This is a genomic window from Blautia sp. DFI.3.45, from assembly GCF_020593505.1.
Classification (GTDB): Bacteria; Bacillota; Clostridia; order Lachnospirales; family Lachnospiraceae; genus Blautia_A; species Blautia_A wexlerae.
On record NZ_JAJDMI010000035.1, the window covers coordinates 23,770 to 40,097 of the forward strand.

The following is a 16,328-nucleotide window of genomic DNA, read 5'->3' on the forward strand; positions in this document are numbered from 1 at the left end:
CTTTGTTATTTTCCTATATATTTTCTTATTTTATATGGAATTTCCAGACAGCACTTTAATATTTGGATTATGCCAATATTTTCCTGATTTATACTTCCACTTCCAGACTTCCATTTCTGATCTTCACAATCGGAAGTCGCAGGATTTTATCTTCTTTATATTTTTCATAGAAAAGCTCTCTGAGTGTCACAGCCGTAATATTTCCTCCTGACATTCTGTTTCGGATCAGTCCTATAATATATTCTCCTGCTGATGAATTATCCTCTCCATGCCAGTTCAGGATCTCCCCTGCGTCCTCCGCTTCAAACACATAAAGATCTTCCCCCACAAAAATCTCCTGTTTCAGATAATCCAGCACCATTCTCCATCTTCCGTCCTCCACCAGTGTTCTCCCCATGACCAGAACCTGCAGATGCCCCATATCAAGAAGTTTTTCCTGTGACTGATCATACATTTTTTCAATCCGGGTGAAATCAGCACCACTGATCTGCAGAACCCGGGAACCGCCATCTTCTTCCTCTTTTCCCTGCCCCGTACTCTCAGAAAGATCCGGCATCCCATAGGTAAGACAGATTCCTTCTTCTGAGGCATCCACGCCAAGTGCCATAGGATACATTCTCTTCTCCGGTTCCACAGCCGCACCACATCCGCTCATAAAAAGACTGACTGACAAAATCCCGGTCACCACACCGACTGCCCTTTTCCTCTGCTTCCTGCGGTGTCCCTTTCCTCTGATAAACATATAAAACTGACAGATGAGAATTCCCGGAACGAAAATATGCGCCAGACACCATCCAAAATAATCCAGTATTCCTTTTCCCTCTTCTTCCAGAAGCGAAATCAGGAAAACCAGTGCCGGAAGCCAGAACCTCCCCCTACCAGGATGAGATTTCCCGATAATCTGATTTCCATAATACAGCAGACTCCCTATTGCAAAAAGCAGGCTGTAAAGCAGAAATCCCATCCACAGGATGTCAAATCTGGCCAATACGTTTCCCGGAAGATCTGCGCCTGCCAGCAGAGGCAGGACCGGATAACTTTCCGCCGCTACCCTGTCATATCCCAGAACTGCCGGAAGCAGAAGCTCCATTCCAATAAGAATCCCGCCAAGTGTCAGGATCCCTCCTGCCACCGTCTTTCCCGCACTTCCGTATTTCTCCACATTTCCCAACAGAAATGGCAGCAATGCAACCGGCGAAAAAGCACACAGAGTTCCATAAAAAGACTGACTGACATTTCTCACTGTAAGCTCCTCCCACCGGATTTCTCCCATGAGATATTCCGTTTTTGCCTGTGGCACACAAAGTATCATCATTATCATAATCCCGCCAAGAAGCAGACCACCTGATACTTCCGCCATTCTTCCTCTTCTCTGTACACCTTTGCAGGTTCCGACAGAACATACCAGAACCGCCCAGAATGCAATCCATCGGCCGGATACTCCTGTGATCAGCTTTACAGGAACCAGCCTCCTGAGAAGTGCCAGCAGATATCCCCCCGCCATCAACACATAGATCAGAAAAAAAATCCCGATCAGCCTTCCCGCAAAAGCACCTGCAGACTTTACCGGATCTTCAAATGAAGGTGTCAGCCGTATCAGCCAGATTACATAAAACCCAAGCAATATCAGTGCAAAAATCATTCCCGCCACTGCACTGATCCCGTTCATTCCACTCTTTCCGAAAACGCAGAGCATAAATGGTGCCAGTAATGCCAGTATCATCTGCCTGTACAGCTGCCTGTGGGAAATTCTGTTATTCTCTGCAAATCTCATGAACCGAACTCCTTTCTCTTCAAACGGATTTTCTGCTCCTCTCTTGCATAAAGCGGTCGTAATACCCTCTTGCGCAGCGGAACTCTCAGAACCCCTTCTCCTCTGCTGCCCTTCTGTTCTTTCTTTATAAAAGGAACCAGATAAGGAATACCAAAACTTATCAGGCCTGCCAGGTGCCCTATAACCAGATATATTCCCAGCACGATTCCGTAAATTCCCAGATAACCTCCCAGGATCAGAAACCCATACTTCACCAGCCGAAATGCTGCTGCAAACTCTTCATTTGGAACAGTCATAGAGCCAAGCGCAGTCAACGCCACGATCATCACCACGATCGGACTCACAAGATTTGCCTCTACCGCTGCCTGTCCGATCACCAGTCCGCCAACAATGCCAATAGCATTTCCCAGAGATCCCGGAACTCTCACCCCAGCCTCCCGAATCAGTTCAAAAGCCAGTTCCAGAAAAATCAGTTCCACCACACTGGAAAAGGGCACTCCTTCCCTCGCCTCAGCAAAAGACAGTATCAGTGCAGATGGCAGAATCTGTGTATGGAAACGTATCACTGCCAGGTAAAGTCCCGGCAGAACAGTCGCCATGATCACAGCCAGATATCGCAGTATTCTGAGAAAGGAAGCCATCTCGAACCTGTGATACCAGTCCTCGCTGCTCTCCATGAAACTGCTAAAATTTCCCGGAAGGATCAATGCTTCCGGAGAATTATCACACAGAATCACAACCTTACCTTTCAGGATTTCCTGCACAGCACGATCCGGACGTTCCGTTGTCTGATACTGAGGAAAAGGAGAATACCACACATCTTCTGTCAGCTGTTCAAGCATACCGCTGTCAAGGATTCCGTCAATCTGAAATTCTTCCAGCCGTTCCTTCACTTCTTCCAGAAGTCCCTCATGTACCAGGTCATCCATGTATAACACCTGCGTTAAGGTATGAGAGCGCACACCGATTTTATATTCTTCCACCTTGAGTCTGGTATCACGAAGCCTTTTTCTTATCAGTGCACTGTTACTTTTCACACTGTCCGAAAATCCTTCCCTGGAACCCCGCAGCACCTTTTCCGATTCTGCCTCCATCACACCTGTGGATGGATAACCTTTGCTGGAGATTTTCATCGCCTTGTCATATCCATCTATGAAAAACACTGCATTCCCTGCAAGCATGGCATCTATGGACTCGTCAAGATTCTCCAGTTTCTTTACATCTGCGATCCCAAGACTGTTATGCCTGACAAATTCCTGAATATCCTCCGGCGAAATCTCCCAGAAATGATTGATCATCTTTCCAAGAGCAGAATCATCCAGCATCATGTTGGAAACCGCAACTTCTATATAGACCATAAGGCAGTCCACCTTATGTTTATCTCCCAGCCGCATGGGACGGATCAGAATATCACTGCAATTTTCCAGTCTGCTTCGCAGATATTTCTCATTCTCCCTCAGATTTGCAGATACTTTCCGGGATTCTTCCAGTTTCTTCAATAATTTCCCACCTCGTTTCATACCGGTACATCGTTTTCGATGTACCAGACAGATCTGTTGCCAATCGGCAATATTCATAAACCCACTTACACACATGGATGCGCAAAAAAAGAGAGGCATCCCGCCTCTCTTAGAATTTCCCGATATTCAGATATTATACCATTCTTATCTGTGTCCCCTGGATTTCTCTTTCTCTGCACGCTCACGTTCTGCATCCTCAGCCTCAATAGAACGCATGATAGCCATTCTCTGATTCTCGATATGCTGGAAAGAAAGCTGTTTCGCGCGTTCCACGTCGCGCTCTCTGATCGCCTTTGTCAGTTCCTCATGTTCCTTCACCAGAACATCTCGTGTTTCACCTTCTTTCAGATATTCCACACGATAACGATAAATCTGCTCACGCATATTGTTGAGTACCTGGATCAGCCTCTTATTATCAGAAGCCTGATAAATAACCTCATGGAATGCAACGTCAGCCTCCGCAAGCTTAACAAGATTTCCCTCTGCGATCGTATGTTCAAACTCCTTGGCAGCAAGCCAGAGTCTCCTCATTTCTTCTTCAGTCATACGGGCACATGCTTTCTCAATAGCTACATTCTCAAGAGCAATACGAACCTCCAGAACATCATTCAGATCCTTCTCTGTGATATTGGCAACCTGAGCACCACGTCTCGGGATCATCACTACCAGACCTTCCTGCTCCAGCTTACGCATTGCCTCTCTGATAGGAGTTCTGCTCACGCCAAGTCTCTCTGCCAGCGCAATCTCCATCAGTCTCTCACCAGGTTTCAGTTCGCCCTTCAGGATTGCCTGACGCAGCGTATTAAAAACCACATCCCTTAATGGAAGATATTCATTCATATTTACTGAAAAATCACTTGTCATTTGTATTCCCTCCTGCTTTCGTTACTTCTGTGGCAAAAACCGTCTTCGCCAGCCGGCTCTCTCTGAGAACCTCTGCTGCCGCCTCCATCTTCTCACGATCATCAAAGATTCCGAACACTGTAGGACCACTTCCACTCATCATCGCCTTTAACGCACCATGACTCTCCATCAGTGCTTTGATTTCGCCAATTACAGGATATTTCTCTATAATTCCCGGCTCAAAAACATTTCCCATCTTCTGTGTCATTGCCAGAAGATCTCCACGTTCTATATCTCCTATCATCCCGTCAATATCCGGATGAGAAGAAATCTTATCCAGCGGAAGGCTCTCATAGGCAGCTTTGGTGGAAACATTGATTCCGGGCTTACCGATCAGTACAAAACAGTCCGGCACCTGAGTGATCCTGGTCAGTTTCTCCCCGATTCCCTCTGCCAGGGCAGTTCCTCTCATCACGCAGTACGGAACATCTGCCCCGATATTCACAGCACGATCCATCAGCTCCTTCTGGCTCAGTCCCAGTTTAAAAAGCCGGTTGATCCCCACCAGTGCAGCTGCCGCATCCGAGCTTCCGCCTGCCATACCTGCTGCCACAGGAATAAATTTCTCAAGATGGATATCCACACCACCCTTAACCTGAAATTCATCCATCAGAAGCTTCGCCGCCTTATACACCAGATTTCGTTCATCATTCGGAATATAGGAATAATTGACAGACAGGGAAATCCCCGGCTTCCTCACCCTCTTCATCTCCAGAACATCATACATCTGTATCGTCTGCATGATCATCCGGACTTCATGATAGCCATCCTCTCTCTTTCTGAGAATATCCAGTCCCAGATTTATCTTCGCCAATGCACGTAAACGCATAAAATCCTCCGTTTCCAACAATATCATCCGTATATAACTATACTTTCGCAATTATATTTGTACTTTGTATACAATAAAACTCTTTGCGCATATTTTAAATCATTTTTTTTTAGTTTTCAATATAGGAGTTTTCATTTTTTCCGGAAATTTTTTTCATTATCATCCCTGCCTGACAAGAATTAACGACTGCCCCGGCTTTACCTCTTTTTCCGTAAGACTGTTCACACCCGAAATCTCATCCACAGTTGTATAAAATTTCTTTGCAATATCCCACAGGGTATCTCCGGCCTTTACAATATAGACCGTAATTCCCGGCATACTTTCCAGTTTCTTACGATCCAGCGGCTGTTCTTCCACAGATTCAATAAGCTGCTCTTCCCACTGTCTGAACACAAGCACATTCAGTCCCACCGCCGCCTTGACTTCAATCTCATCCCCATCTGCCATTGCAGTGGAAAGCTGTTCAAGGTCAGCCTGAAGTAAATATGTGCAATCCTTCCCGATCTCTTCTGCCTCGATCAGATGGGTAAACGGAAGCATGGCATCCATAGAATAAAACGGCATTTCATCATTTCCAATAATATACAGGATCTTGAGTGCCACAATTCCTTCTGCCACAATTCCCTTATCCGTAATCCTGGTCTTATCTACTTTTACCTTACCGCTGCTGTGGCAAAGCTGCAAAACTTTTCCCTGACTCTCCTTAACTTCTATCCGGTCTGTCAGACGACACCTGGAAAAATTTCGTACCAGAAGACTTTCCAACATTTCCTTTTTCCGATGAAGAACACATTCTTTGTGTGGGCTGTATGCATCAAGAAGAAGTTCATGCTCCTCTTCCCTGTACATTTTCATATTTAATTCCAGTACCACATCCACCTGCAGGATACGTTCTTCACCATCCGGATCAGGCTTTACCTCTATCCCCTGATGAAGAAGAGACACCTCAATATGTGGGATCAGATCTTCCATACAGCCACTGCATTCCATCTCATTGGAAAAAGGCATGGTATACTCCAGCCACTGAGGTGGATTCTCCTCTTCATACCCTGTATACAGAAGAAAAACCGCAAGCTCTCCTTTCACCCGGAGTTTGTTCTCTCCCGGCCGCAGGTCCAGATTCCTCGGTTCAGCCATATACCACAGAAGGTTTTCTACATTCGGTCTGTTTGACGCAAGAGTAATATCATCCTTAATGCGCAGAGTATCTTTTTTATGTACACGAAGACTCATAAGCCGGACTTTCTCCGTTTTCACAGAGACTTCCTGATCCTCTGCAGAAACCGGAAGTTCAACGACTGCCAGTTCATCTACCACTGCATAAAAAGTTACAATTGCTTTAATATTCAATTTTCTGGAATGGATCATATGAACACTGAGATCCTCAATCTCCCATTTCAGACACAGCTTATCTCCCCCTTCGATTCCCTCCAGATTAATCATCTCATCCAGCGGAAGCTTCGCAGAAAGGCTGTAAATCCTGCCCTCTTTTTCCCCCACATAAAGCAAATCTGCATTTAATGTCCCTTTAAGAAGCGCTCTTCCTTCACTCAGCCTCACTTCCTCCATGGAAACATCCGCTTTGCTCTGCACCAGTCTCCCGATATCCGGTTTCACATCGGGCACATTATAGTCCTCGTCAAAAGTCGCCTGCGCTGTCGCTTTATTTTTGATCCGCAGCATCTGAATACTTTCTTTTTTTAATTCCAACCTGCTTCCTTCCTTTCTCTGTTTACTTTATGATAAAGCCCAAAAATTCTATCGGTTTCTCTGTTTTTCTGATTTTCAGGACAATACAGGGATAAGATGGTTCACTGCCTGCATCCGCTTTCTCCGGACCTATCAGCCTTGTCTTGCAGAATACTGCGTTCTCTGATTCGGAAACCTCCTCCACCTGAATACTGTACCCTCCTGTAAGCTGCTCTCCATATCCCTTCATCAGATACCTTATATCTCCCACCTGATAGGTCATCTGAAATACTTTCTTTTTCTTCTGTTCCATCAGTTCTGAAATCTCTTCCGGAATTTCCTCCTGCTTTACGATCGTATATTCCAGAGGTGTACGTTCGCCCTCCTCAATCCTGATAAACTGACAGCCCGCCGGCAAAAGAGCCAACAGCAACACACAGAGCAGTCCTCCTGTCCTTTTGCCCATAATGTACCCCTGCTCATTCTTCGCTAAATATTCTATGCCGGATACAGCCCTGTTATTACCATACTCTATGCTATATATCCGACAGTAACTGCTTTTCTGCAGGAAAGAATCCTGTCCTGAGTGCTTTATTTAATGCCAAAAAATCGTTATACCATGATTTATTTCTTGCAGGATATCTCATAATTCCTTATAATAACTTCTATACTTATATATGGGCATCAGCATTATATAATGCCCGGAAAGGAATTAACGAATGATACGATTTATCCTTGTCTGTATTGTTGTGATCGGATACCTGATCCTGTCCATCCCCATCCTGCTGGTCGAATGGATCATCGGCAGATTTTCTCCTGAAAAGAAGGATATCAGCTCCCTTAGGATCATCCAGGCAGTATTCCGATTTATCCTTAAGATCACTGGTGCAAAGATTACTGTGATCGGAGAAGAAAATGTGCCAAAGGACACACCTGTACTTTATATCGGCAACCACAGAAGCTACTTCGACATACTTCTTACTTACTCCCGCTGTCCGATCCGTACAGGCTACATTGCCAAAAAAGAGATGGAGAAAATTCCTCTTCTTTCCACATGGATGCGTTATCTCCACTGTCTCTTCCTTGACAGGAAAGACATCAAACAGGGACTCAAAACGATCCTGACCGCAGTAGACAAAGTAAAATCCGGAATTTCCATCTGTATTTTCCCGGAAGGAACCCGAAACAGAAATAAAGATGAGCTGGACATGCTTCCCTTCCATGAAGGAAGCTTCAAAATCGCTACCAAGGCCAATTGCCCGATCATCCCAATTGCGATCAGCAATTCAGCCAACATTTTCGAGGCACACTTCCCGAAGATATCTCCTGCAAAAGTTGTAGTAGAATACGGTAAGCCGATCTATCCGGATGAACTGAGCAAAGAAGATAAGAGGCATGTCGGAGAATATACGCAAAACGTAATTCGCGAAATGCTTATAAAGAACAAAACACTAACCGAAAAATAATAAGACCATCGGCAGAGCGTAAAGACAAAAATTTACGCTCTGCCGGACTGTTATATATCAGAATTTCCATTGTATCTGGACTGATCCGGGAAATACCTTAAGTGACCTGATCATCTTATCAACTGTAAACCTCTTCTCCTCAAAATCAATCTCTCCCCACAGACTTACATTAGATGCTACCTTTTCCATCTGCTCCGGTGTCGCATGATTCTCCGCAAGCACCGATAATTTCTCCAGCTTTAACTGATGTATCTGGTCTATTTCTTCCACTCTCTGATTAATATAATCTGTCAGTGTTTCTCCGGCACCTGCCAGAGAATCCACAAGCAGAGAAATCTCCTTTTCCATTTCCTCAATCTCCCTGTAAATCTGCTTTACCTGCGGATTTTCCTTTAACTTCGTATAAGCGGCAGGAGACTGTCCTTCGCGCAGCTTACGTACCATCTCTTTATATACATAATTCTCCACATCTTCAGTATAAACCTTCCCGCACCCCGGGCAGGCTTTGTTGTTCAGACGCTTCGTACATCTCAGGTACTGTTTACCGGACTGTATTTTAATACTCATAAGTGCGTATCCGCAATTGCCACATTTCACTTTCCCTGCCAGCCATGTATTCACAGCTTTCCTATTGGCCTGAATCGTTTTATTTCTCATAAGCTTGATCCTGCAGTTCAGCCACTGCTCCGAAGACACAAGCCCTTCATGAGGTGCCACCACCAGCATATGACCCTTAAGATTCTGCAGCTTATCTGTCTGCGCATCCCGCCCCTGATAAAGATAACATCCATGAATCCCGTCAAACTGCTCCGGACTGCCTACTATATTGGTTCCATGGCTCCTGAAAAAACGGTACACATCCATATCAGCCCGCACATATACCGGATTTCTCAAAAGCTGGGCCAACATGGAACGTATCAGTTCCTTTCCGTAGAACTGCACTCCCTTTTCCGCATAATATCTGGTGATGTCCCCATAAGAAGTGTCCGGTTGTTCGTACATATCAAAAATTTCCCGCACAATTGCCGCTTCCCCGGGTTCTTCCACAAGCTTCTTTGTATGGATTCCCTCCATCAGGATCTCCTCAAGCCGATAACCATAAGGAGGCTTGCCGCCCATGCGAAAACCTTTCTGACTTCTGGAATAATATGCGTCGCTGACACGCTTCTGAATAGTCTCACGTTCCAGCTGCGCAAACACAATGCAGATATTTAACATTGCCCGTCCCATAGGTGTCGAAGTATCAAATTTCTCTGTAGAAGAGACAAATTCCACCTGATACTGCTGAAACAGATTCATCATATTGGAAAAATCCAGAATAGAACGGCTGATCCGGTCCAGCTTATACACGATCACTTTCTCCACTTCCCCTCTGCGGATATCTGTCAGAAGCTGCTGAAGCTGTGGTCTGACTGTATTCTTGCCGCTGTAACCCTTATCCTTGTACTCTTTGAAACTTCCACCCTTTAACTCGTACTTGCAGAACTCGATCTGACTTTCAATAGAAATACTATCTGCTCTGTCCACTGACTGCCTTGCGTAGATTGCATTGATTCTCTTCATAGGGATCCTCCTTTATGAAATGAAATAATTGTTGTTTTGCCGGGCAATGTTGTTACCGTTCACCCTGCATTCCGCAACACGTCTTGCAATGCACAGAATAAACAGTAACCGGCACTGTAACCATTCAACAATTCCTCCTCCGGGAAGAAAAACCTGAGCGATTACATTTTGTCTATACAATTACGATAACAAATATTTAAAAATGTGTAAATCGACTTTTTTCTATCTTTATGTATAGATTTTTCCGACAGTTTCATTGTATAATGATGTCATAAATATTCCTCTACAATCAACTCGTTCCTCTGCTGATCATTTATAACTGTCCTGTACCGTTACCGTTCACTCTATACCTGTGTCACCGACTAAAAGGAGATTTCCCATATGAGAAGAAAATGTACCGATTCCCTGATATACTGGAAAAAAAATCCCGGCCGCAAACCTTTAATCCTTCAGGGGCTTCGCCAGACAGGCAAGACCTGGCTACTTATGGACTTCGGAAATAAGCAATACGAACATACACTCTACATCAATCTGGAAACAGACCGCTCTGCTACAGACTATCTGTCTGTTCCACATGATCCACAGGAAGTACTGCTTTTTCTGGAAACCTGTGCAGGAAAACCACTGCGCCCTGCCTCTTCCCTTCTGATTCTTGACAATATCCAGTGCATTCCTCAGATTTCCACACTTCTTACCTCTATTGCCCTGGACTTTCCACAATATCACATTGCCTCTATCTATAAAGGTGTGGTTAACTCTGATTCTTTCTCCGTCCACGACTTTGATATCCTGACTCTGTATCCACTGGATTTTGAAGAATTTCTGTGGGCCAATGCTGAGTTTGCCCTTACAAGAGAAATCCGCAATCATTTCTCCGATTTCAGCCCAATGGGAAAGAAACTCCACGAAAAAGCCCTGTCACAGTTCCGTCTCTATCTGATTATCGGCGGAATGCCTGCTGCCATTATGGAATACAAAAAAGAAAAGAAGCTCCTGCTGGTACCTGACACCCAGCAAAAGCTCCTTAATCTTTTTCTCAGCGATATTACTGCCCTGGCTCCAAAAGGAACCGCCCGCCACTGCCGCAATGCCTGGCTCTCGATCCCTGCACAACTCGGCAGAACCAGCCGTAAATTCCAGTACACCCGCATTGCAAAAGGTGCTACTGCTAAAGTCTATCATGAACCCCTGCAGTGGCTGATCAGCGCCGGACTTGCCATTCCCTGCCAGACAGCTGTCTGCAGCAGACCTTCGGAAACCTCCTTACATCTGTATCCTGTTGACACCGGATTATGCTCATGCATACTGAAAATCCCTGCCTTCCAGCTTCTGTCAGGAGAAGAAACCACCGCCGGTACAGCCTGTATCGAAACCTTTCTGGCACAGCACTTTATCCGGAATGGCTATACCCTCTCCTACTGGTCCAACGGCAACCAGGCGGAAGTTCCCTTTTTACTGTCCAAAAACAGTCATTTTATTGCCATAGACTACCGCACCACCCCACATCAGAAATGCAGGAACCTTATGCAGCTGAATAAATCTTCTCTCTCTCCTGCACCCACGCAAATGTATTTAATCTCTGCCGAAGACTTCAGGCAAAAAGAAGCTTATCGAATCGTGCCTTTATATGCGGTATTTTGCATATAGAATGTGGCAGATACAACAGGCAAAAGCAGACTCCGGCCGGTAGTTCTTCTCGCTTTCACATCTTCGGAAACGAAGAAAAAACATCTTCAGCCATATCTCTCTGATATGGCTGAAAACTTTTTACGCATTGTTAAGGCTCTTCCTGATAGAATTTTTCATTTACCAGTATTTTTTTACATAATTGACAGCCTCTTCCTGTGACAGGGAAAATTCATTCATGATGTTTCTGACTGTATCTGCTTCACTGATATTAAAATTCCTGCAGGTTCTTACAGTCGCACGAATGCCTTCTTTTCTTCCTTCCTCGACACCTTCCTGCCTTAACTCTTCCAATGCATTACACATATTAATCTGCCCTCCTTTCTGCTCCAATTCCAAAGCATGATCGATCAGCTTCTGTGATTCTGTAATGGCTCCTATCACAAGTCCAAGATCTGCCGGAATATTATGATCCCTGTAAACTTCATTGATCTTTGTATAATCCCTGGCATAGATCAAGCGGCTCACGTCAAACACCATATTTACATCCGGATCGCTAAAACACAGCCCTCCACTTGATCTTACCTGTACCAGGTTCATATGGTAATCAGATACCAGTGGTTCTATCTTTTCAGGAATCTCCAGCATATCCTTCAGGGAAAACGGACCATCCCATTCACTTTCTCCATAGTATACACACAAACTGATTACCGGATGCAGCCGATCGGTCTTCTTAAAACCTGACAGGAATTCATCCGCTGAATGGAAATCCCCGTTTTTCTTATTTACTGCTGCAATCTCATCATATTCTTTCATGTAAGAAAACGCATCTCCGACCATATGGCGCAGCGGCATCGCATAGTGGATCTTTGCCTGATTTTCCAGTCCCCAGAGAACAAAGTCCACACCATATGCCGTCTTCTTTACAACATCCAGGATCTTCTGTACTGTTTCCGCATGACCGTTAAATTTCAGCATGGAGGAAACATCCGTATCTGCTTCTGTAAGATCCTGCGGCTTCAGCACCTGTTCCCCGTTAAAAAATACTGCATTGAACAGATCCGCAAAATGTCTGTTGTCTCTCCAGAAGTTCTTCAGTATGGTATCCGGTTTGATCTTATTTTTTTCCGCCGTATCCAGCACCTCCCGTTGATTTATTTCTGTTATCAATATAGCATAATTATTACCTTGTTTCCACGAAAGGAACTATAAAAATTATTAAAAATCTGAAAAGTACAGAGTCGGATTGTTTGATCTGTTCTTTTTTCTCCTTCTGTCGGCTGTAAAAGAACATATAACTACAAAAATACCGCTCTAATGCGTAAAAAAGGCAGTTATAAATAACTATTTTTTCAGGGTTGTGCATGAATTTCTAATCAGAGAATGTGCTTTTTAATCAAAAATTAACCTGTCCACCACCCAAAGGGGAACTATAATCATGACAAAGATTAAAAACACAAAGAAGGGCATGGCAAAAAAGACATTAAGTATGTCACTTGTTGTTGCAATGCTTGCTACTTCTAATGTGCCGGTATGGGCTGCTGAGTTCAGCGATGGTACTGATGCTGCCGTTGAGACTGAAGCTCCGGCTGCTGAAACATTTTCTGATGATGCTACAGAAGCTCCGGTTGTAGAAAATACTACTGACGTGACAGATGTTGCAACTGCAACTGCACCTAAATTAACATTAGCAAATTGGACAGGCGCTTTGGCTGTATCTGGTGATCTTAAAGATGGTAGCACTGATGTTGCAAACTTTGATTATAAAGTTCGTATTGATGGCAAAGAAGTTGTTGGTCATTCAGGAACTTATACTGGAAGTGCTACAAGTGTTGCTGATTTAAATAGTAAATTAACATCAGCTACTTTTGTATCTACTGATGCTGGTCATATTGTATCTGTAGAGATTACAGGAACGGGTGCTAATGCTGGATTTAAAACTACAATTGAAGGCATTGAAATTAAGAGTGTAGATGTTTCATCTGCGACATTAAATCTTGGTGGCGCAACTGTAGCTTATACTGGTAAACAGGTGGCATTTAGTGATACTCAGATTGCTGGATTTACAATTGCTGGTATTTCAGGTCTTTCATATAATGACTTTAAGTATACATATGAGGGAGACGATCTTGTAAATGCTACACCTGCTGGAAAAACACTTCAGGTTGTTGCTACTGTAGACAAAGCAGGATATACAGGACAGATTAAAGCACCTTTTATAATTAACAAACGTACTCTGAATCCAGACAAATTAGAATTAACATTAAAGAAAAATACTGTTTCTTATGCAGAAAGATCTAAAATCTCTTCTGATTATGTAACAGTTAAAGACACTGTAACAGGAGAAACTCTTCCAACATCTGTATATACAGTTACTGGAAGTGGATTAACTGCTGTTGGCACTGAAAGCACATTGAGCATTGCTACAGACTCCTTAGATAAAGATGAAAAAACAAATCGCAATTATACAGGTAATGTAATAAAAGTTACAACAGATAAAGTTAAAGTTGTTGCTAATCAGATGTCAGATTTCAAAATTGTTACTGACAGTATTGGAAAAGATGATGCATCTAATGCAACAGCTGTAAAGAATGCAATTCATTTCTACATTGGCGACACAGAGGTAACATCTTATATTTCTTCTGCTATTACTGTTGCTCCAGCAACTTTAGCAAGTGGTGCGACAACTTTATCTGTTTCTGTAAATGGTGATAATACAAACGTTATCGGAAACACAACCGTAAATCTTTCTGTAACATTAAATAAACTTACAGTAGATGGATTAAGATATACACTTGGCACAACTAAAGATAAACAAGCAAATTCTGCTGAAGATTTAGGAGCTGAAACATACACTGGTGAGGCAATCACTAAAGATATTAAAGATGTTAAATTTGTTAGTGGAACTACAAATGTTAACTTATCTACAAGTGATTACAAAGTAGAGTATGTAAATGATAACACAAATGCTAAGGCTGTTTCCAAAAAAGACGTAGAAGTTTACATTGTAGGTACTGGAAACTATAGTGGCCGTGTTAAAATTGGTACATTTGCAATTAATGCCGCAGTAATCGAAGCTGCAGATATTACTGTTCCTGAAAAAGTTCAGTACAATGGAAGTCTTCAGACCGCATCTGACTACATGGATGGAAAAGTTACTGTTAAAGCAGGCGCTACAGGAAAGAAAAAAGATGTTCCGGCAGATGCATATAAATTAACATATACTTCAAGCACAACTCCTGTTTCAGTAGGTGCAACAATTACTACAAAATTAGTAGAAACAGATATTAAAAACAAAAACTATACAACTGGTACAACTGAAGTTACTGCTTCCAAAACAACAACTGTAACTAACAAAGATATCGCTGATACTAATGCAAAACTTGAAGTTGTAGGATCTTATACTTATACTGGAAAAGCAATTACACCGACTGTAAAATTAACAGTTGATGGTGTAGAACTGGCATCTGGTATTGATTATGAAATCCAGTCCTGCTCTAACAACAAAAATGCTGGTGAAGCTACAGTAACTGTTGTAGGAAAAGGTGATTATTCTGGAACTCAGACAGCTAAATTTACAATTAACAAAGCAAATCTGAGTGATGTTAAAGTTGAAGCAAAAGCTACTACTGACGCAGAAAAAGAAGCATTTACCTATACAGGAAGTCAGATTAAGCCAACAACTTCTAATTTTAAAATCACATTAAATGATGTTGAACTGAGCGCTTCTGATTTTGCAATTACATACCCAACAACTTCTAAAGTAAATGTAAATGTTGGTGATGCAACAGTAACATTAGCACCAGTAAAAACAAATACTAACTTTGTTGGTGAAACTAAAGAAGTTGGATTTAAGATTCTTCCTAGAGCACTTACTACCAGCTATTTAAATGGTACATTCTACGCATTTGATGAAAACGGTGATAAGATTGACTTTACCAAAACAAATTATGTATTTGGATATGACGGAACAGAAAAAACATTTAAAGACATTAAATTTGTTCCAAGCGTAGCTAAATATAGAACTATGAATCTTGTTGAAGGTAAAGATTATGAAATCAAGTATTTCAATAATATTACCGGACCAAAAGCATATGTTTATGTTACAGGTATTGGAAACTATGCTGGTTCTACAAAATTTGAAGGAAGCGATGTAACTTATACAAAAGCTCAGGACTTCGCAATTGAAGGAGTTACTGTAGGTCGCAAAAATATTACTGTATCAGACACAGAATATGCTGGTGGTGTAGCTGTTACACCAAATGTAATAATTAAGGTTGGCGATAAAACATTAGTAGAAGGAACTGATTATGAATTCACAGGACTTTCTAACAATGTAGATGTTACAGCTTCAAATAAAGTATTAAAAGCTACATTAAAGCTTAAAAATGGATATAAACTGAGCAATGGTACAGGTGAATGGACTGGAGTATTCAGCAATCCAGTTGTAAATGACACTACAAACACATATACTATTGATATAACATGGAAGATTGTTAAAAAAGACATTGCTAATACAACAGTTGAAATTTCCGAAACAAACGGTAAATTAACAACTACTGTACTTAATGGTAGCGTAATCGTTCCAGCAACAGAATACGATGTAAAAGACAATGGTGATGGAACTGCTACTGTAACAGCTAAAGCTGATAGCAAGAGCTATACAGGAAGCCAGAAAGTATCTGTAAAGAAATCTGAAAATGTTGGTGCTCCAGTAATCAGCAATGTTAAAGTTGTTGGTAACAAAGCAACTGTTATCCTTTCTGGTGAAGCTGACGGCGCTGCAGGTTATGATTATGTAATTTCTACAGACCGTGATTGCATCACAAACAAAGATTATACATCTATCAGTAAGAATCAGGTACAGACTTCTACTACATTCAAATATGTAGATCAGGGTATGTACTATGCATACTGCCACGCTTGGACACGTGATGAGAACGGTAAGAAAGTATTTG

11 protein-coding genes are annotated in these 16,328 nt (G+C 42.6%); 3 read left to right on the forward strand and 8 right to left on the reverse strand.

Annotation, left to right across the window (positions count from 1 at the left end; all coding sequences use genetic code 11):
* Positions 1–88: 88 nt before the first annotated feature.
* From LJE09_RS12200 to LJE09_RS12225, 6 genes are all read right to left on the reverse strand, one after another.
* Entirely contained in the window at positions 89–1,774 is a 1,686-nt protein-coding gene (locus LJE09_RS12200; RefSeq protein WP_227311378.1) for a GerAB/ArcD/ProY family transporter, read from the reverse strand.
* Positions 1,771–3,264, reverse strand: a complete 1,494-nt coding sequence (locus tag LJE09_RS12205) for a spore germination protein (protein WP_442860829.1) — start codon at positions 3,262–3,264, stop codon at positions 1,771–1,773. The genes LJE09_RS12200 and LJE09_RS12205 overlap by 4 nt, the downstream gene beginning before the upstream one ends.
* Positions 3,265–3,438: 174 nt before the next feature.
* Entirely contained in the window at positions 3,439–4,158 is a 720-nt protein-coding gene (locus LJE09_RS12210; protein WP_008707732.1) for a GntR family transcriptional regulator, read from the reverse strand.
* Complete coding sequence (gene ispE / locus LJE09_RS12215) at positions 4,148–5,026, reverse strand: 4-(cytidine 5'-diphospho)-2-C-methyl-D-erythritol kinase (protein WP_227311380.1); 879 nt, start codon at positions 5,024–5,026, stop codon at positions 4,148–4,150. The genes LJE09_RS12210 and ispE overlap by 11 nt, the downstream gene beginning before the upstream one ends.
* Positions 5,027–5,185: 159 nt before the next feature.
* The gene (locus tag LJE09_RS12220; RefSeq protein WP_055152760.1) at positions 5,186–6,736 is read right to left on the reverse strand and encodes a DUF3794 and LysM peptidoglycan-binding domain-containing protein; all 1,551 of its coding nucleotides are present in this window, start codon (positions 6,734–6,736) and stop codon (positions 5,186–5,188) included.
* A gap of 22 nt (positions 6,737–6,758) precedes the next feature.
* On the reverse strand, positions 6,759–7,181 hold the full coding sequence (locus LJE09_RS12225) for a protease complex subunit PrcB family protein (RefSeq protein ID WP_055060431.1): 423 nt from the start codon (positions 7,179–7,181) through the stop codon (positions 6,759–6,761).
* A gap of 253 nt (positions 7,182–7,434) precedes the next feature.
* On the opposite strand from LJE09_RS12225, the gene LJE09_RS12230 reads away from it, so the two are divergent.
* Positions 7,435–8,181 carry a lysophospholipid acyltransferase family protein gene (locus tag LJE09_RS12230; RefSeq protein ID WP_055060432.1) on the forward strand — a complete coding sequence of 249 codons (747 nt, stop codon included), beginning with the start codon at positions 7,435–7,437 and terminating at the stop codon, positions 8,179–8,181.
* 57 nt (positions 8,182–8,238) lie between these two features.
* Here LJE09_RS12230 and LJE09_RS12235 read toward each other — a convergent pair whose 3' ends face one another.
* Positions 8,239–9,744 carry a recombinase family protein gene (locus tag LJE09_RS12235; RefSeq protein WP_227311381.1) on the reverse strand — a complete coding sequence of 502 codons (1,506 nt, stop codon included), beginning with the start codon at positions 9,742–9,744 and terminating at the stop codon, positions 8,239–8,241.
* Positions 9,745–10,125: 381 nt separating this feature from the next.
* Here LJE09_RS12235 and LJE09_RS12240 point away from each other — a divergent pair, with 381 nt between their 5' ends.
* Positions 10,126–11,391: an ATP-binding protein gene (locus LJE09_RS12240; RefSeq protein WP_227311382.1), complete on the forward strand. Its 1,266-nt coding sequence runs from the start codon at positions 10,126–10,128 to the stop codon at positions 11,389–11,391.
* Between the two features lie 159 nt (positions 11,392–11,550).
* Here the strand turns inward: LJE09_RS12240 and LJE09_RS12245 are convergent, their stop codons facing one another.
* Entirely contained in the window at positions 11,551–12,540 is a 990-nt protein-coding gene (locus LJE09_RS12245; RefSeq protein ID WP_227311383.1) for a hypothetical protein, read from the reverse strand.
* A 268-nt stretch (positions 12,541–12,808) separates the two neighbouring features.
* Here LJE09_RS12245 and LJE09_RS12250 point away from each other — a divergent pair.
* Positions 12,809–16,328, forward strand: a 3,520-nt coding sequence (locus tag LJE09_RS12250) for a hypothetical protein (RefSeq protein WP_331466580.1), incomplete at its 3' end; no start/stop codon positions are given.